An 18,017-nucleotide genomic window follows, 5' to 3' on the forward strand; every position below is an offset into this window, starting at 1 on the left:
GCGCCCGCCGGAGCCATGCCATGGCCGACTTCACGAGCGCGCTCTACCTCGGGCTGCGGCATGCGAGCGCCGGGCTGCCGCCCTGGGCCGCGCTGACGCGGGGCCAGCCGGCGGCGCTCGCGGAGCCCGCGGGTGCCGAGGCCGCCGCCGCGGCGCTGGCCCGGCTGCAGGGGCTGGCCGCGGCGACGCTGCTGCCGTCGACGCTGCACCTGTTCTGGGACCTGCTGCGGCAGCTGGCGCGCGAGACCCGATCGGCGCTGCTGCTCGACGCCGGCGCCTATCCGATCCTGCACTGGAGCGCCGAAGGTGCGGCCGCTGCCGGGGCCGTGGTGCGCCGCTTCCCGCATCACGACAGCGCGGCGCTGGAGCAGCTGGCCCGCGGCGCGCTGCGCGAGGGCCTGCGGCCGGTGGTGGTCTGCGACGGCTTCTGTCCGGGCTGCAACCGGCCGGCACCGCTGGCGGCCTATGCGCGCATCGCGGGCGAGGGCGGCGGCACGCTGGTGCTCGACGACACGCAGGCGCTCGGCATCCTGGGCCGCGCGCCCACGGCGGACTGTCCCTTCGGCCATGGCGGCGGCGGATCGCCGGGCTGGCAGGGCGTGGCCGGCGCGCACATCGCGGTCGGCGCTTCGTTGGCCAAGGGCTTCGGCGCGCCGCTGGCGGCCCTGTCGGGCAGCCAGGCGCTGGTCGAGCGCTTCCTGGGCGGCAGCGAGACCCGGCTGCACTGCAGCCCGCCGTCGAGCGCCGCGCTGGCTGCCGCGCGCCAGGCCCTGGCGCTCGGCGCGCGCTTCGGTGAGCTCTGGCGGGCCCGGCTGCTGCGGCTGGTGCTGCGCCTGCGCGAGACGATGGCGCAGGCCGGGCTGGAGGCGGTCGGCCGGCTGCCGTTCCCGGTGCAGTCCTTCGTCTCGCGCCAGGGCCCGGAGCTGGCGCCGCTGCTGTGGCGCCGGCTGCACGCCGGGGGCGTGCGCGCCCTGCTGACCCGCGGCTGCCAGGGGCTGGCGCCGCGCCTGACCTTCATCGTCACCGCCCGGCACCGCCAGCCGCAGATCGACCGCATCGCGCAACTGCTGGCCCGTGCCGGCCATGCCGCGGCGCCCTTCGCATCGCTGACCCACGCCATCCATTGAGGAGCCGTCATGGACCACCCCGCCATCTTTGCCGAGCAGCCTTTCACCGGCATGCTCGCGGCCGGACCATCGCAGGAAGCCTTCGAGATCCTCGACGAAGCCTTCGCCGGCGAAGTCGGCCGCAGCCGCATGCAGCCTCGGCGCGCTTCCCCGCGCCGCGCCGCGCCGCGCCGGCCGCCGAGGCCCGCGCCCCGCGCGTCGTCGCAGCGCCGGCCGCCACCGCAGCGCCCGCCGCCGCGTCCCCGTCCGCGGCCGCCGTCGGCCTGGCCGCCGGTCGCCGGCGGCGGCTACCCGCTGCCCTTCGTGGCCGAGCCCTTCGGCATGCAGCCGGGCTCCGACACCTGGCGCTGCGTCCAGGCCTGCCTGCAGCGGGGGCCGGAGGGCGCTGTGCCTCCGGCTCCGGCGGCGGCCGCGCCCGAGGGCCTGCCGCCGGATGCGCCGCCCGAGGCTCCGGCCGCTCCGACGGATGCAGCGGCGGATGCAGCGGCCGATGCGGCCCCGGACACGCCGGCCGACGCGCCGGCCGAGGAGTTCGAGTTCCAGCCGCTCGGCCGCGGCGGCCGGCCGTGGGGCGACGCGTCCGAAGGCGAGCTGGCGCCCGGAACGATGAGCCTGGCGGCGGCGATCGCCGATCCGCGCTCGGCCGGCGCCGGCATCTACACGATCTACAAGAACGGCGAGCGGCTCTACGTCGGCCGTGCCAACGCGTTGCGGCGCCGGCTGCAGCAGCACCTGTGGTGCCTCACGCACCTGAAGCTCGGCGTCGGCCGCTTCAGCGTCAAGCTGACGCCGATGCGCGGCGCCACGCCGGCCCAGCTGGGCCGCGTCGAGGCCGCGGTCATCGACCGCTTCGGGCGCCGCTCGCTGGGCGGCCAGCTGGCCAATGTCAAGTCGCGCGAGTTCGAGCAGGCTTTCGAAGCCTGGTCCTGAGGCCGCTCGCGCAGCCATGAACCGAACCCAAGGAGACCACCATGCACACCCCTTCCTGCCCCTGCCACAACTGCCAGTCGCGCCGCCGGCGCGGCCTTGCGGCCCCGGCGCCGCTCAGCGAATCCGAGGAGGTCGAGCTCGCGATGGAGCTGCTCGGCGTCACGAACGAAGCCGAGTGGGAGCAGTTCCTCGGCAAGCTCTTCAAGGGCATCGGCCGCGGCCTCAAGAAAGTCGGCTCCTTCGTCGGCAGCAAGGTGCTCAAGCCGCTCGGCGGTGCCCTCAAGGGCCTGGCGAAGAAGGCCCTGCCGCTGGTCGGCGGCGCGCTCGGCTCCTTCATTCCGATCCCGGGGGTCGGCACCGCGATCGGCAGCGCGCTCGGCAGCGCGGTCAGCAAGGCGCTCGAGATGGAATTCGGCGAGCTGGAGAGCGAGGAGGCCGAGTTCGAGATCGCGCGGCGCTTCGTGCGGGTGGCCGCCAGCGCGGCGCAGCAGGCCGGCGCCGCGGCACCCGGCACCCCGCCCGAAGCGGCGGTGCGTGAAGCGCTGCTCGCCGCCGCCCGGGCCCACGTGCCGGCCTTCGCTGCCAACGAGGCCGAGCTCATGGGCGAGGCGGAGGCGGAGTCCGGCGACGAAGCCGGGTACGAGGCCGAGGCCCAGGGGGAGGGCCAGTTCGAATTCGAAGCCGAAGCCGGCGTTGCCCGCCCGCTGTCCGGACGCTGGCAGCGCCAGGGCCGCCACATCGTGCTGCTCGGCACCTGAGACCGCGGGACCGGAGACCGCCATGTACCGCCCGTTCACGATGCCCGCCGGTCGATCGGCCGAGTTCGAGGAGGAGTTCAGCTTCGTCGGCTTTCCGAAGCCGGCGATGGATGCGCTGCAGGCTCGCAACGAATCGCTGGCGATCCAGCGCGCCGCCAGCGCCGGTTTTCGCGACGAGAACACCTTGACCGACCTGGTGTTCTTCGCCCGCCATCCCGAGCGCAACGGGGCGCCGCTGCGCAGCGGCGAAGCCGGCCTCGCAGCGCTGGGCGCCGAATGGGTGGCGATCCGCGACCGCCTGGTGCGCGCCACGCCGCGGCCCTCGGCACCGGCCGCGCCGGCGCCGCCGCAGCCGGGCGCTCCCGACATCGTCGAGGTGCGCGGCATCCGGGTGGCGCGCCAGATCGCGGCCCAGGTCGACGCCCTGCTGGCGGCCGCCCAGGCCGACGGCGTGCCGCTCGCCGGCAGCGGCTACCGCTCGCCGGCCGAGCAGATCGCGGTGCGCCGGAAGAACTGCGGCCCCAGCGCCTACGACATCTACGACAAGTCGCCGAGCCAATGCACGCCGCCCACCGCCAGGCCGGGCAGCTCGATGCACGAGCGCGGGCTGGCGATCGACTTCAAGTACGGGACCCAGATGGCCGGCCAGTTCAAGGACACGCCGGGCTTCGGCTGGCTGCAGCGCAACGCGGCGCGTTTCGGCTTGAAGAACTACGCGAAGGAACCGTGGCACTGGTCCACGACCGGCACCTGAGCAACGGGTGCGAGGAGACACACCATGAACGACGAAGCCATGTTCGAGATGCTCGCACCCGCGGGCGAGGCGGAATTCGAGTTCGCGTTCGAGTTCGAGTCCGGGAAGTCGGCGAAGAAGAAGCCGGCACCGCCGGTGGTGCTGCCGGCGCTGACGATCCGCGACCGGCCCTTCGTGGTGCTCGACCGCTTCGTCTTCGACGGCCCGGCCGTGCCCGCGGGCCACGACGCGGTCATCGACCGCATCGCGCGGCTGATCGTCGCGAGCCGGGTGTCGGGCGATCCGATCGAGACCGTGCGGCTGGTCGGCCACACCGACCCGGCCGGCAAGGCGCCCTACAACCTCGGCCTCGCCGAACGCCGCGCGAAGGCGGTCGAGACCAAGCTGCGCGTGGCCCTCGCGGCGCTCGGCCCGGTGCCCGCGGGCAAGCTCGACATCCTGCCGCAGACGCTCGGCGAGACCCGGCCCGTGGCGTCCAACGCGACGGCCGACGGCCGGGCCATGAACCGGCGCGTCGAGGTCTTCCTCGGTACCGGCTGCAATGCCTTCTTCGCCCAGTACGACCTGCGTTTCCTGCCGGGCGATCCGAAGTTCGGGATCCCGGCCTACCCGAACCTCAACGCGACGCAGAAGGCGCAGCGCAGCGCCGACGTCGGCGCGCTGGTGCCCGAGCTGCTGGCACGCCGCAACCTGCGCGCCAGCGAGGCCCTGGCCGGGCGCGTGCCGCCGGCCAGGGCGCTGCCTGCGGGAGCGCTGCGCAACAGCGCCCTGCGCCTGTCGGCGGGGCAACTGGCGCTGTTCCGCGAGTACTTCGAGGACGGCCGCGGCGGCATCGAGTTCGGCGCCTTCCAGACCTGCTTCGAGCGCTTCGCCAACGGCCAGCTGCGCAGCCCGATCGCGGCCGACCGCAGTGCCGGCGTCGGCGAGCCGAACGGCGACTTCTTCTTCCTGTTCGCGGAGTTCGCCTTCCTGTGCATCGACTCGGCCATCGAACCGGCGCTGTGGACCCGCGCCCTGCGCACCTTCGTCAAGGCGCAGGAGATCTTCATGCATGTCTATCGGCCGAATCCGGTGTCGCCGCCGCCCGCGGTCGGCGCGGCCGTGCCGGCCTGCGGGCGGGATCCCCAGGGCAGGCCGCGGGCGCGGCGCCGGCTCGACAGCTTCCGCAACGGCAATTTCAAGGCCACCGGCGGCTCGCCCACGGTCGGCGCCGGCCAGTCCTCGCCGACGCGCCGCCGGGCGCTGGGCGCCAGGTACGCGGTCAAGGACCTGGCGGCGCTGCGGCGCGAGGCGCAGGCCAACCTGCAGCGTGCGCAGTGCATGCCCTGAGTGCCGCGTCCATGGTCCGCATCGACTGCCACTGCCATGCCGGCCAGGGCGACGGACTGACCGGCCCCTGGGACACCGACGCGCCGCTCGACGCCTACCTGCGGCGCGCGGCCCGCGCCGGCATCGCGCGCAGCGTGCTGCTGCCGGCCTTCCATTCGGACTATGCGCAGGCCAACCTCGCGCTGTCGCGGATCGTTGCCGCCCGGCCGGGGCGCTTCATCGGCTTCGCCATGGTCCATGCGCAGCGCGACCGCGGCCGCGTGCTGCCGATGCTGACCACCGCCGTCGAGCGCTACGGCTTCGCCGGCATCAAGGTGCACCGGCACGACGCCGCCATCAGCCGCGAGATCTGCGATGCCGCGCGCCGGCTGCGGCTGCCGGTGCTCTACGACCTGGCGGGCGAGACCTGGGTGGTCGAGCTGCTGGCCGGTCAATACCCCGACGTGGTCTTCATCATCCCGCACCTGGGCAGCTTCGCGGACGACTGGCGGGCGCAGCTGGCGCTGATCGATCACCTGGAGCGCCATCCGAACATCCATGCCGACACCTCGGGCGTGCGGCGCTTCGACCTGCTCGTGCAGGCGGTGCGGCGCGCCGGCGCGCGCAAGATCCTGTTCGGCTCCGACGGCCCGTGGCTGCACCCTGGCCTGGAACTCGAGAAGATCCGCCTGCTGCAGCTGCCGCCGGAGGACGAGGCGCAGGTGCTGGGCGGCAACCTGGCGCGGCTGCTCGGCCTCAGTGGAGCGGCCGCTGCTGCGCCCGACGCAGCTGCAGCGCGCGGTCCGTGACGCCGAGCCGCAGCGCGGCCCGGTGCAGGTTGCCCTGCTCGCGCTCGATGGCCAGCCGGATCGCGCAGTCGGTCGCGGTCTGGCCGATCTCCTTCAGACCCAGGCCGAGATCGATCGCATCCCGCGCCGCCCGCTCGAAGCACAGCTGGAGGGCGTCGCGCGAGGACTCGGTGCCGGCCGGCCGCTCGTCCTCGGGCACGTCGCCGATGGTGACCGGCCCGCCGCCCGCATGCCGATGGCACAGCCACGAGACCACGCGGCGCAGCTCGCGCACGTTGCCCGGGTAGTCGCGTGCCTTCAGGTACTGGCGGACCGGCTCGTCGAAGCCCTCGCCGCCGTCGCCGTCGTCGAAGCCGGCCTGGAAATGCGCCGCCAGTTCGAGCACGTCCTCCTTGCGCTCGGCCAGCCGCGGCGTGCGGCAGATCGAGCCGGCGATGCGGTAGTAGAGGTCGGCCCGGAAGCTGCCGTCGGCCACGCCCGCATCGAGATCGCGGTGGGTCGCCGACACCAGCCGGAACTCGGTCTGCTGCCAGGCATTGCTGCCGACGCGCTTGTACTTGCCTTCCTGCACCACCCGCAGCAGCTGCGCCTGCAGCGGCGGCGGCAGTTCGCCGATCTCGTCGAGGAACAGCGTGCCGCGATGGGCCAGCGCGAAGGCCCCCTCGCGCGGGTTCATCGCGCCCGTGAAGGCGCCGCGCTCGTGGCCGAAGAACTCGCTGCCGGAGAGCTCGGGCGTGATCGTGGTGCAGTCGACGATCACCATCGACCCCTTGTCGGCGCGGCGGTCGAGGTCGTGGATCAGGCGTGCGATCAGCTCCTTGCCGGTGCCGCTCTCGCCGGTGATCAGCACCGGCCCGCGCGAGAACACGGCGAGCTCCACCACCTGCCGCACCAGCGCCCGCCAGGCCGGGCTGTCGCCGACCAGCACGTCGCGCACGCGCGGGCTGTCGACCAGCGCCTGCACCGTGCGCAGGCGCGACAGCCGGGCGCCCACCTGCGCGGCGTCTGCCGGCAGGGGGGCCCAGCGCATCACGTCGGCCGCGCCGGCGCGCAGCAGGGACCAGGCCTCGGTGGCCGACAGCCGGCAGGGCGCCACCACCAGCACCAGCACCACCGCGCGGCGGCAGGCCAGCCGGATCTGCTCCAGCACCCGGTCGTCGACCGCCCGCAGCACCATCAGTCCGTAGCCCTGCGCATCGGCCGGCATCGGCGAGGTCCGCAATCCCGATCGGTGGAGGATGGCCAGCACCGCCTCCCGCACGGTCGCCGGAATCGCATCGAGGAAATGGATCCAGGCATTCGGCGACTCGTCGACTCGATGCATCGGCTCCTCCTGTCGAGCGGGGAGCCAGTGTGAGCATTCGCTGCGCTCGGCGGAATACGACGGAAGCCTGTGATGCGTTGCCGACGCCGATCGCAAGAAGCGTGAGCGCTTGTTACGCTGCGCCTCATGGTGGCGTCGGGCGTTAGTCCAAAGTTTTCATTTCACGCGGCTGCGGCTTTGTGAAGCTCGGGCTCCGGGCCACTTCCTAAGCCTCTGCGGCGCCGGAATCAAGCCCCGCAGCAGGGAGGGCCTCCGCGTGCGGGCTGCGCGATGCGACCCGGCGTTCGGCCTACGCCGTATGTTCGCGGGCGGCGCTCCTCTTCGGCGTATTGACGCTCCGCGGCGAGCCCTGACACACGCCGGACGCGGCCGCTCTTCAACAATGGTGCGCGGCGCCGATAATCGAAGGCCGACACTGACACTCATGAACATCTTTTCGAAATTGCGCAATCGCCTTCCAGGCCTGCGGTCGAGGAACACGCGATGCCGATGCTCCTCATGATGACCGCCACCGGGGAGACCCGGCAGGTCCCACTCAACCCGCACGACAACAAGGTGGGCCGCGGCGCGACCAACGACGTCATCATCGATTCGGTGCAGGCCAGCCGCGACCATGCGGTGATCGATGTCGAACAGGCCTTCGTCACGATCACCGACCTCGGCAGCCGCAACGGCACCTTCGTCAACGACGTCCGCATCGAGAGCCAGGTGCTCGCGCACGGAGACGCCATTCGACTGGGCAGCTACGAAATGCGCTTCGTCGCCACCGACCAGGAGTTCACGCAGGTCGAGGCGCTGCAGATGCTGACCATGCACGGGCTGCTGGTGAACGTCGGCCACGGCGCTTCGCGCGCCGATGCGCCCACGGCGCCCGGCGTGCCGGTGAGCCGCCGCGACAAGCTCTGAGCCCGTTTCAGCCGGGCGGCTGCGGCAGCACGATGACGCCGTCGCCGTCGAGGCAGACGAAGGCGCCCGGCACGAAGACGGCACCCCCGAAGCCGAGTTCGACGCCGGCCTCGCCCAGTCCCGCGTTGCCGCCTCGCACCGGAACGCTGCCCAGCGCGAGGACGACGAAATCCATGGCCGCCAGTCTGTCGACATCGCGCACCGCGCCGTTGACCACGACGCCGCGCCAGCCGTTATCCATGCCGATGCGCGCCATGTGGTCGCCGAGAACCGCGACCCGCTGCGAGGCGCCCGCGTCGACCACCAGCAGGCGGCCATCGCCGGGCTGACCGAGCTGGGTTCGCAGCAGGGCGGCATCCTCGAACGTCCGGACGCAGGCGATCGCGGCCGACGCCGCGTGCCGTCCGCCATAGGACTTCAGGGCCGCACGGCACAGCTGCACGCGGTCGCCGAAGCGATCGCACAGATCGGAAGTGGCGTGCGTCGTCATGCCCGGCGTTCAGTCGAGCGTGGCACCGGATTGCTTCACCAGCTTCTGGTGCTTGGCCAGTTCCGACTGGAAGAAGGCCGGCGCCAGCTCCGGCCCCTTGTCGAGGATCGTGAGGCCCTGCGCCGCCATGGCGGTCTGCGCCTCGGGCGAGGCGAGCGCGGCCTTGACCGCTGCGTAGTCGCTGTCGACGATCGCCTTCGGCAGGCCGGCCGGGCCGATCAGCGCGATCCAGGCGTCGAAGCCGTACTGGGGCACGCCCGCCTGCGCCACCGTCGGCACATCGGGCAGTGCCGCGGAGCGCGCGGGCGTCGACACCGCCAGCGCCCGCAGCGCGCCGGCCTTCACCTGCGGCCCGACCTGCGAGATCGAGACGAATCCCAGCTGCACCTGGCCGCCGATCAGGTCGGTGATGAGCGGCCCCGTGCCGCGGTAGGGCACATGCTTCATGTCGATGCCGGTCTCGCTGATCAGCAGCTCGCCCGCCAGGTGCAGGGTGCTGCCGTTGCCGGCCGAGCCGTAGTTGAGCTTGCCCGGGTTGGCCTTGGCGTAGGCCAGGAGCTCCTTGAGGTTCGCGACCGGCAGCGCCGGGTTGACCACCAGCACCAGCGGCACCGTGGCGAGCACCGCGATCGGCGTGATGTCCTTCAGGCTGTCGTAGGGCACGGTCTTGTAGATGCCCGGGTTGATCACGTGGTTCGACGAGATCATGCCCAGGGTCAGGCCGTCCTTGGGCGCCTTCACGACCTGGGTCGTGCCCGGGATGCCGCCGGCGCCGACGATGTTCTCGACCACGATCGGGTGGCCGGTCGCCTTGCCGAAGCCCGGCGCGATGGCGCGCGCGACCGCGTCGACCGTGGAGCCGGCCGCCAGCGGGACGATCAGGCGCAGCGGCTTGTCGGACTGCGCATGGGCCGTGGCGAGGCTGCCGAGGGCCAGCAGCAGGGCCAGCGCCGCGCGGCGGGAGGGGGTGGGGTTCATGGCTTTGTCTCCTTGTTCTGGGGAATTCAGGCGTGCCGCTGCTGCAGCGTCTCGAAGGACACGAGTTCGCCGGCGATCGCGCTGGCCGCCACGGTCGGAGGGCTCGCGAGCCAGACCTGGCCCGGACCGCCGCGGCCCGGAAAATTGCGGTTGATGGCGCTCACCGTGACCTGGCCGGCGGCGATGGAGCCGCCCGGTCCGCAGTTGCCGCAGGCGCCGCACGAAGGCTGGAGCAGGCGGGCGCCGACCGCTTCGAAGGCCGCCATGTAGCCCTGCGCGATGCAGTGGTCGCGCACGGCAGTGGTGCCGAACTGCAGGTAGAGCTGCACATCGGGCCCCACCTTCAGGCCGCGGTCGGCGGCCCAGCGCAGCACCGCGTGGTAGTGGTCGAAATCCTCGCGCTTGCCGGCGGTGCACGATCCGCCGTAGGCGATGTCGATGCGCACCGGTGCCTCGACCTGTGCCAAGGGCAGGCCGTTGCCGGGGTCGCCCGGGCGGGCCACCATCGGCGGCACGGCAGCGCAATCGACGCGGAGGGTCCGCACGTACTCGGCGCCCTCGTCGCTGCGCATCCAGGGCTCGAGCGCGAAGTCGATGCCGCGCCGCTCGCGCAGGAAGCGCACCGTCTCGCCGTCGGGCGCGACGATGCCCGTGAAGCCGCCGAGCTCGGCCGTCATGTTGGTGAGGGTGGCCCGCTCGTCGGTGGAAAGCGCTGCCACCGCCTCGCCGCAGAACTCGAACACGCGGCCCACGCCGCCGCCGCTGCGGATGAAGGGCAGCGCCAGCAGGTGCAGCACGATGTCCTTGGCCGTCACGCCGGCCGGCACGCGGCCGTCGAGCACGATGCGCAGCGACTGCGGCACGGTGAGGCGCACCGCGCCGGTCACGAAGGCGTTGGCCATGTCGGTGGTGCCGACGCCGAATGCCAGGCAGCCCAGCGCGCCGCTGTGCGGCGTGTGCGAGTCGGTGCCGACCACCAGCTGCCCCGGCAGCGCGTAGTGCTCGGCCACCATCGCGTGCGAGATGCCGGCGACGTTGCTGCCGTCGTCCGACGCCGCCTCGGCCTCGTTCAACGTGCGGTGCATGCGCAGCGCGTAGGCCGCCGCGAAGTCGCGCTGCGCCTCGACCATGCGATGCACGTTGGGCACCAGGCCGCCGCGCACGTGGGCCGGGCTTTCCTCGACGTAGGAGGTGTGGTCCTCGAAGACGATGATCGAGCCGGGCTCGTGCAGCCGCAGCGGGCGGCCGAAGGCGGCGTGCAGCATGTGCGCCGCCATGCCGGTGTAGTACTCGTGGATGAAGCGCCAGTCGGCCCGCACGAAGGCGCCGTCGCCGGCGGCGGGGTGCGCCTCGGTCAGCGCGGTGGCCAGTGCGTGGCGGGCGACGATCTTCTCGAACAAGGTGCGTGGACGCGGGCTTTCCACCGCCGGCGCGGCGCTGATGTCCTGCATGAAGCGCTGGCCGAAGCGCAGCAGCCCGCCGCTGCGCAGGATGGCCGCCGCGAGGGCGTCGCGGCCGGCCACGAGTTCGTCGAGCGCGATCGCCTCGCCGGCCTGGATGCGGTCGATCAGGCCGAAGTCGGTCGAGGTGAAGAGTCCGATGTTGTCCGCGTTCTGGCGGTAGATGCGCTCGAAGCTCTCGGCGATCACGAGCCGTACGCCGGCGAGCTTTTCCGCCGCCGGGCTGTGCTCGCGCGAGGAACCCTTGCCGTAGCGCTTGCCGGCCACCACGACCTCGACGCCCCGGTTGCGGATCGCGTCGGCGCCGATCGGCGTCGCCGCGCCGGCCCTGAAGCCGGTGTAGGGATGGCGGCCCAGCTTGTCGTCGTAGTGCGTGAGGATCGGCAGCGGCGTGATCTCGTCGGTCGAGACGTCGTCGCGCAGCGGGCGGGCGGCGTCGAGCGACAGTCTTTCGCCTTGCAGGCTGCGGGCCACGGCATCGGCCGACTGGCTCAGGAAGAGGATGGCTGGCGCGAACCGGAGGGTGAGCGTGCTGGCTGGCGAACTGGCGGGCATGCGGGATCTTCGCCAAGGCGCCGGCGCCCGCAAAGCGCCGATGCGGCAGACCGGCTCTCGCGAAACGCGAGATCCGCAATTACCCTTGGAGGCTGCCGATCAAGGCCGCGACCGCGCGCGCTCGCGGCGACTTGCGCAGTGCATACATGCGCAGCTCGCGCGCCGCCCAGGCTTCGTCGAGCGGGCGCCGCACGAAGCGCGGATTGCCGGCGTAGGCCGCGGCCGCGCTCTGCGGAATCACCGCGATGCCGAGCCCGGCCTCGACCATCCGGCAGACCGCGTCGAAGCTGCTGACCGACACGGTCGGCGCAAAGGGCCGGTGCAGGCCGGCGGCGCGTTCGTGCAGCGAGCGGTCGAGGGCGCCGCCCTGGTGCACACCGATCAGCGGCTGCTCCAGCACCTGCGCGAAGCCGAGGGCCTTGCGCCTGGCCAGCGCATGGCCGGCCGGCAGCACCACCTGCAGCGGGTCGCTTGCGAAGGGCCAGGACTCCAGTCCCGCGGGCACCGGCGTGTCGACGCCGATGCCGACGTCGGCGCGGTCGTCGAGGCAGGCCTGGATGACGTCGCGCGTGTCGTTCTCCTGCAGCAGCACCTCGACCTCGGGGCAGGCGGCCATGAAGGCCTTGAGCCGCTCCGGGAGGAAGCCGATCACGGCCGACATGTTGGCGTACAGCCGCACCGTCCCGCGCACGGCATCGCCGGCGGCCTGCACTTCGCGCAACAGCGCCTGCAGCTCGTCGTCGATCTTCTCGCCGCGCGCCAGCACCATGCGGCCGGCGTCGGTCGGCGCGATGCCGCGCGGCGAACGGATCAGCAGCGGCGTGCCGAAGGCATGCTCGAGGTCGGCGATCCGGCGGCTCAGCGCGGAAGGGGCGATGTGCTCCTGCGTCGCGGCGCGCACGATCGACCCGGCGCGCGCGGCAGAGACGAACAGGCGGACGCTGTAGGGATCGACGCGGCGCATCAGGCGGGTCCGGATTTCTTCACAGCAGCTCTTCGCGCACGAACGGCGACAGCACCCAGTTCTTGAAGGCGACGAACCAGCTGGCGTCGGGCTCGTCGTCGTGCACGGTCTGGCGGCCCTGGTCGTCCTGCTGCACCCACTCGACCTTGCCGGTCGGGCCGAGCCGCAGCAGGTAGGCGCTGGTGAAGCGGTCGGTGCTGAGCTGGTCGAAGTCGGCCTTGAGCGCGGCGCCGTCGATCAGCAGGCCGATCTCGGTGTTGAGGCTGGCCGAGCGGCCGTCCAGGTTCATCGAGCCGATGAACATCCAGCGGCCGTCGATCACCGCCATCTTGGCGTGCAGCCGGCTGGTCGAGCTGCCGAAGCTGCCGTACTGGCGGCTCGCCTTCGACAGCGTCGGCCCGAACTCGTGGATGATGACGCCCTGCTCCAGCATCGCCTTGCGGTAGCGCGCATAGCCGGCGTAGACCAGCGGCTCGTCGGTGGCGCCGAGCGAGTTGGTCAGCACGACGGTGACCACGCCCTTGTCGCCGGAAGCCTTGATCACCCCCATGCCGATCTCGCCCGGAATGAAGTAGGGCGAGATGATCACCACCCGCGACTGCGCCGAGCCGATCACCTCGAGCGTGCGCTGCGTGACGCTGCCGGCGAAGCGGGTCTCGAATTCGGTGCGCCCGATCTTCGCCGGATCGTCGGCGAAGACGCGGGCCTGGGTCCAGATCAGGTCCATCCGGCCCTCGGCCAGCTGGCGCGACACCGATGTGCGGTTCAGCACGTCGCGCTCGCGCGGCAGCGGATCGGGCGCGGACTGGCCGGCGAGCTGTGCAAAAGGTTCGGCAGCGGCGGCCCGTGCCACCTGGGCGATCGGATAGACCTGCTCGCTGTTCCAGTAGCGATCGAAGCTGGCCGACTGCTCGCGCACCGCGGCGCCGGTGGCCAGCACGTCCATGTCGATGAAGTTGGCATCGGCGGCGCGCATGAAGTATTCCTGCGCGATATTGCGTCCGCCCGAGACCGAGACGCTGTTGTCGGCGATGAACAGCTTGTTGTGCATGCGATGGTTGATGCGGCTGAACTCGTGCAGCGAGAACGCCAGCCGGGTCAGCAGGCCGCCGTCGCGGGCCGGCAGCGGGTTGAAGACCCGCACCTCGACATTCGGATGGGCCGCGAAGGCCATGAAGAGCGCATCCTCTCCGCCGTTGTAGAGGTCGTCCACGAGCAGCCGCACCCGCACCCCGCGCTCGGCGGCGCCGCGCAACTCGCGCAGCAGCAGCAGGCCGACCTCGTCGCGCGCCAGCAGGTAGTACTGGACGTCGAGCGACTTCTGCGCGCTGCGCGCGAGCGCGATGCGGGCATCGAGCGAGAAAGGGGCCTCGGGCAGCAGGCGGATGCCGGTCAGCGCCGGGCCGGCATCGGCCGGGGTGCTGGCCGCCACGGTGCGCGCGATCCGGGTGTCCCCGACCTCCGTGAGGGCGTGGCTGGGTGCCGGCGGCTGGCGCGCGGGCAGGGCGGCGCAGCCGGCCAGCCATGCGACCGAAAGCCCTGCCAGGATGCGAGCCAAGTTCACCGGGTGCCCTCTGCGAAGTCGACCGCGATGGCGCGGCACCCGGGTTGTACCAGCATCCGCGGGCGGCGGGAATTTCCGGTCAGCCTTCGCGGGCCCGGTGCAGCGGCAAACCGGGCGCATCGAGGCGCGCGACCAGGATGTTGCCGTGGGTCGAGTCGGTGACATGGAGCGTGCAGCGATCCGCGCCGCCGAAGGCGACGTTGGTCGTCGACGCCCCGGCCGGCCCGCGCAGCACCACGACCGGCTCGGCGCGCGCGTTGAGCACCCAGACCAGGCCCAGCCCCGGATTGGCCACGATCACGCGGCCCTGGGCATCGACCGCCAGGCCGTCCGGGCCGCTGGGGCCGTAGGACGTGAAGAACTGGCTCACCTTGGCCACGCTGCCGTCGGCCAGCAGCGGCACCCGCCAGACGCAGTTGCCGCGCGTCACGGCCAGGTACAGCACCTTCTCGTCGGCCGACAAGGCCACGCCGTTGGGGCTGGGGATGTTGCCCAGCAGCAGGTCCAGCCGGCCGTCGCGCGTCAGGCGGTACAGGCGGCCGGTCGGGTCGTGCAGGCCGGTCTGGCCCTGGTCGGTGAAGTAGAGATTGCCGGCGCGGTCGAACACCAGGTCGTTCACGCCCTTGAAGCGCTCGCTGTTGCGTCGCGCCAGAAATGGCGTCGCGCGGCCACTGGCCACGTCCAGCTGCATCAGGCCGTTCTTGTAGTCGGTGATGAGCAGCGTGTTCGCGTCGAGGAACTTCATGCCGTTGGGCTCGCCGTCGTACTCGGCGACCAGCGTCCAGGCCCCCTGTGCATCGATGCGGAAGATGCGGCCCCACGGAATGTCGGACACGTAGAGATTGCCGGCGTCGTCGAACACCGGGCCCTCGAGGAATGAATCGGTGGCCGTGCGACCGCGGTTGGCGTCCGCCCAGTCGCTGCGGCGAGGCCTGCGGAATTCATCGGGCATGGTGCTGAACAGGGTGAGTTCGCACACAGAAGGCGGTTGAAGGAGAAACATGCGGGCAGCTCCGGGAACTCAGGAAGTGAGGGTCGTGCCGGCCGGCGTTTCGAAGCCGTACAGCCGCTCGGGGTTGTCGACCAGGATACGGTGCAGGGCCAAGGCATCGCCTGCACACCATCGGCTCAGCAACTCCACCAGTGCGGCATCGTCGACGGTGCCCGGTGTCTCGGTGGTGTGTGGCCAGTCGCTGCCCCAGAGCATGCGGGCCGGCGCATGTGCAACCAGCGCCTGCCCCAGCGCCACGGTGTCGGCGTAGCTGGGGCCGCCGACGGCGGAGCGCATGTACGCGCCCGAGAGCTTGATCCAGGTGCGGCCGTCGTCCAGCAAGTGTCGCAGCAGCGCGAAGGCTTCCGAGGTCACGCCGCGCGCGGGGTCCAGTCGCGCCATGTGGTCCACCACCAGCGGCGCCGGCAGACTCTTCAGCAGCGCCGCCATGTCCAGCAGCTGCTCCGGGTGCGCGAAGACCTGGATGTGCCAGCCCAGCCCGGCGACCTTGCCGGCCAGCGTGGCCAGCATGCGCGGCGTCGTCACGCCCCAGGACTGCGGCGTCACGAAATTCACGCGCAGGCCACGCACGCCGTGCGCGTCCAGCCGCTGCAGTTCGGCATCGGTGACATCTTCTCCCACCACGGCCACGCCGCGCGCGCTGCCACCCATCTGCGCCAGCGCATCGAGCGTGCAGCGGTTGTCGGTGCCGTAGGTTGACGGCGTGACGACCACCGCGCGCTGCGTGCCCAGACGGGCCTGCAGCTGGCGGTAAGCCTGCACCGGCGCCGAAGGTGGCTGGCGCTGCCAGTGCGGCGAGGACGCGAAGCGCGTGTCGAAGATGTGCATGTGGCTGTCGCAGGCCAGCGGCGACAGGGCGAAGCCCGGCCTGCCGAGGCCGGCCGAATGCGGCACCGGCAGCAGGATCGACGGCACCGGCGATGAGCTCGGCGACGGCGCGACAGCGATGTTCACGGTGATCAGTCCAGCTTGATGTCGCCCTTTCGGACGACCTCGCCCCACTTGGCGTTTTCCTTCTTGAGGAACTCGGTGAACTCCGCAGCGCTGGAGCCCACCGGCTGGGCACCGAGCTCCTTCATGCGCTGCAGCACTTCATCGTCCTTCAGCACTTCGGCCAGCGCCTTCTGAAGCTTCTCGGTGATGTCCTTCGGCGTCTTGGCCGGCAGCAGCATGCCATTCCACTCGGAGGCCTCGTAGCCGGGCACCACCGTCTCGGCCACGGTGGGCACGTCGGGCAGGCGAGGCGAGCGTTTCGGCGACGTGGCCGCCAGCGCGCGCAGCTTGCTGGAGGACACCAGCGGGTAGCTGGCGGCGACGGTGGCGAACATGAAGTCCACCTGACCGGCCATCACGTCGGTGATGGCGGGGCCGCCGCTCTTGTAGGCCACGTGCACCATGTCCAGGCCGAGCTTCTGGCGAAAGAGTTCGGCTGCCAGGCGCTGCACGGTGCCGCTGCCGCCGGAGGCGAAATTGATCTTGCCCGGATGCGCCTTGGCGGCGGCCACCAGGTCGGGGACTGACTTGTAGGGCGAGTCGGCCTTGGTGATCAGCATGTTGGGCATGGTCAGCACGAGCGACAGCGGCTGCAGCGCATCGGCCGCATAGGGCATGCGCGGGAACAGATGCGGGTTGATGGCGTAGGGCGTTGCGTCATACAGCACCGTGTAGCCGTCCGGCGCGGCCTTGGTGGCATAGGCGGCGCCGATGGTGCCGCTGGCGCCGGCGCGGTTGTCCACCACCACGCTGGTGCCCAGCTTCGGGCCCAGCTTGGCGGCCAGCACGCGGGCCATCGCGTCCGCGGCCCCACCCGGAGCGTAGGGCACGACGAGGGTGATGGGCCGCTCAGGGTATGCGGCATGCGCGGCAACGGCGGCCATCGCCAGCGTGGCGACGAGGGCTCGGCGGATCGACGAAAGTCTGGAAGAGTCCACTGAAATCTCCTGGATGGTATGGAAAAGAGACAGCTCGGAACGGCTGGCGAGGCCGAGCGCCGCCTGCGGGCTCGCTCGGGAAAGGGGCGGCGACCGCTCAGGGCATCAGCGCAAAGCGGTCCCGCTGCGCCAGCGCGCATTCGTTCATCACCGTCAGCGTGCGCTCGACCGTGGGCAAGCCCACCACGAAGGGATTGGCCGGCGCGCGTGCGTCCTGGCGCAGCTTCGCCAGCTTGGCCTGCGAGCCATCCACGCGAGAGTGGTTGGACAGCATCACGTCGATGCCCTGGCTGCGGGCGATGCCGGCCATGCGCTGCGCGGAGTCGCTGTAGGCCTCCAGGCGCGGAATGTCCTTGCCGAAATTGAAGCCCGTGCCGCCCCACAGCAGAACGCGATGCTTCTGGCCCTGCCAGGCCACGTCGAACACCGGCGACAGCGTGCCCCAGCTGTGACCGGGCGTCAGGTACAGCGTGACGGTGGTGCCGCCCAGCGTGATGCGGTCGCCGTCCTTGACGGAGATGTCCCGCTTGGGCGGCGCACCCCAGATGGGCGTGGCCAACTCCAGCCGGGTTTCGGTCATCGTCCAGTCCACGTCGCTCATCACCACGCGGGCGCCGTACTTCTGGGCCAGGTAGGGCGCGCCGCCGTAGTGGTCGCCATGCCCGTGCGAGACGATGATGTAGCGGATGCGCGCCGGATCCAGCCCCTGCTTGCGCAGCCCGCCTTCGATGAGCGCGGCCGCTTCCGCCGGGTTGTTCAGCGCATCGATGAGGATGATGCCCTCGGACGTGTCGATGGCCCAGGCACTGGCCCAGTCGCCGCCGACGAAGTACAGCTTGTCGAAGGCCTGGCCGGGCGGCGGTGCCGGCTTGTTGATCAGCGCGAGCAGCCCCCTGTCCATGTCCTCTTGCCCCGCACGCGTGGCCGGGGCCGCCTTGCAGAGGGTGAGCACCTCGCCCAGGTCGGTGCCAGCCGCCTTCGTGGCCGCCTGCACGTGCGCGGCGACGGTGGCCTCGGAAGGCGCGGCCGCCGGGTTCGGCGTGCCGGCGCAGCCCCACAGGCCGGCAACACTGGCCAGGAGGCACAGTCCGAAGCTGCGTTGCGTAGGGGAAGTCATGAGCTTGTCTCCATTCCTGCCTGATGGCTG

General features: G+C 71.8%; 17 protein-coding genes. 7 read left to right on the top strand and 10 right to left on the bottom strand.

Features of this window, described 5'->3' with window-relative positions:
• The first annotated feature begins 20 nt into the window (after positions 1 to 20).
• From QTI45_RS14990 to QTI45_RS15015, 6 genes are read left to right on the top strand one after another with little or no spacing between them, the layout of a single operon-like run.
• Positions 21 to 1,127 carry a PLP-dependent aminotransferase family protein gene (locus tag QTI45_RS14990; RefSeq protein WP_286654926.1) on the top strand — a complete coding sequence of 369 codons (1,107 nt, stop codon included), beginning with the start codon at positions 21 to 23 and terminating at the stop codon, positions 1,125 to 1,127.
• Positions 1,128 to 1,136: 9 nt separating this feature from the next.
• Positions 1,137 to 2,057, top strand: coding sequence for a GIY-YIG nuclease family protein (locus QTI45_RS14995; protein ID WP_286654927.1), 921 nt, complete (start codon positions 1,137 to 1,139; stop codon positions 2,055 to 2,057).
• 41 nt (positions 2,058 to 2,098) lie between these two features.
• Positions 2,099 to 2,815, top strand: a complete 717-nt coding sequence (locus QTI45_RS15000; RefSeq protein WP_286654928.1) for a hypothetical protein — start codon at positions 2,099 to 2,101, stop codon at positions 2,813 to 2,815.
• Between the two features lie 22 nt (positions 2,816 to 2,837).
• Complete coding sequence (locus tag QTI45_RS15005; RefSeq protein ID WP_286654929.1) at positions 2,838 to 3,569, top strand: M15 family metallopeptidase; 732 nt, start codon at positions 2,838 to 2,840, stop codon at positions 3,567 to 3,569.
• Positions 3,570 to 3,593: 24 nt separating this feature from the next.
• Entirely contained in the window at positions 3,594 to 4,898 is a 1,305-nt protein-coding gene (locus QTI45_RS15010) for an OmpA family protein (RefSeq protein ID WP_286654930.1), read from the top strand.
• Positions 4,899 to 4,909: 11 nt separating this feature from the next.
• Entirely contained in the window at positions 4,910 to 5,686 is a 777-nt protein-coding gene (locus tag QTI45_RS15015; protein ID WP_286654931.1) for an amidohydrolase family protein, read from the top strand.
• Here QTI45_RS15015 and QTI45_RS15020 read toward each other — a convergent pair.
• A complete protein-coding gene (locus QTI45_RS15020; protein WP_286654932.1) occupies positions 5,634 to 7,010 on the bottom strand; it encodes a sigma-54-dependent transcriptional regulator in 1,377 nt (458 codons plus the stop codon). The two genes, QTI45_RS15015 and QTI45_RS15020, sit on opposite strands and share 53 nt — an antisense overlap.
• 483 nt (positions 7,011 to 7,493) lie before the next feature.
• On the opposite strand from QTI45_RS15020, the gene QTI45_RS15025 reads away from it, so the two are divergent.
• Positions 7,494 to 7,916, top strand: coding sequence for an FHA domain-containing protein (locus tag QTI45_RS15025; protein ID WP_286370755.1), 423 nt, complete (start codon positions 7,494 to 7,496; stop codon positions 7,914 to 7,916).
• Between the two features lie 7 nt (positions 7,917 to 7,923).
• Here the strand turns inward: QTI45_RS15025 and rraA are convergent, their stop codons facing one another.
• The 9 genes from rraA to QTI45_RS15070 all read right to left on the bottom strand — a co-directional run bounded on the left by rraA (position 7,924) and on the right by QTI45_RS15070 (position 17,987).
• A complete protein-coding gene (gene rraA / locus QTI45_RS15030; protein ID WP_286654933.1) occupies positions 7,924 to 8,406 on the bottom strand; it encodes a ribonuclease E activity regulator RraA in 483 nt (160 codons plus the stop codon).
• Between the two features lie 9 nt (positions 8,407 to 8,415).
• Positions 8,416 to 9,384 carry a tripartite tricarboxylate transporter substrate binding protein gene (locus tag QTI45_RS15035; protein WP_286370752.1) on the bottom strand — a complete coding sequence of 323 codons (969 nt, stop codon included), beginning with the start codon at positions 9,382 to 9,384 and terminating at the stop codon, positions 8,416 to 8,418.
• 26 nt (positions 9,385 to 9,410) lie between these two features.
• Positions 9,411 to 11,399, bottom strand: a complete 1,989-nt coding sequence (locus QTI45_RS15040; RefSeq protein WP_286654934.1) for an aconitase family protein — start codon at positions 11,397 to 11,399, stop codon at positions 9,411 to 9,413.
• Between the two features lie 79 nt (positions 11,400 to 11,478).
• Positions 11,479 to 12,363, bottom strand: coding sequence for a LysR family transcriptional regulator (locus tag QTI45_RS15045; protein WP_286654935.1), 885 nt, complete (start codon positions 12,361 to 12,363; stop codon positions 11,479 to 11,481).
• 19 nt (positions 12,364 to 12,382) lie between these two features.
• Positions 12,383 to 13,927, bottom strand: a complete 1,545-nt coding sequence (locus QTI45_RS15050; RefSeq protein WP_286654936.1) for a phospholipase D family protein — start codon at positions 13,925 to 13,927, stop codon at positions 12,383 to 12,385.
• A 79-nt stretch (positions 13,928 to 14,006) separates the two neighbouring features.
• Complete coding sequence (locus tag QTI45_RS15055; protein ID WP_286654937.1) at positions 14,007 to 14,930, bottom strand: SMP-30/gluconolactonase/LRE family protein; 924 nt, start codon at positions 14,928 to 14,930, stop codon at positions 14,007 to 14,009.
• An 18-nt stretch (positions 14,931 to 14,948) separates the two neighbouring features.
• Positions 14,949 to 15,893, bottom strand: a complete 945-nt coding sequence (locus tag QTI45_RS15060; protein ID WP_286654938.1) for an amidohydrolase family protein — start codon at positions 15,891 to 15,893, stop codon at positions 14,949 to 14,951.
• Between the two features lie 5 nt (positions 15,894 to 15,898).
• On the bottom strand, positions 15,899 to 16,816 hold the full coding sequence (locus QTI45_RS15065; RefSeq protein ID WP_286655134.1) for a tripartite tricarboxylate transporter substrate binding protein: 918 nt from the start codon (positions 16,814 to 16,816) through the stop codon (positions 15,899 to 15,901).
• A 151-nt stretch (positions 16,817 to 16,967) separates the two neighbouring features.
• Positions 16,968 to 17,987: an MBL fold metallo-hydrolase gene (locus tag QTI45_RS15070; protein WP_286654939.1), complete on the bottom strand. Its 1,020-nt coding sequence runs from the start codon at positions 17,985 to 17,987 to the stop codon at positions 16,968 to 16,970.
• Positions 17,988 to 18,017 lie beyond the last annotated feature (30 nt).

This window comes from Variovorax saccharolyticus, assembly GCF_030316765.1.
Lineage (GTDB): Bacteria > Pseudomonadota > Gammaproteobacteria > Burkholderiales > Burkholderiaceae_C > Variovorax > Variovorax saccharolyticus.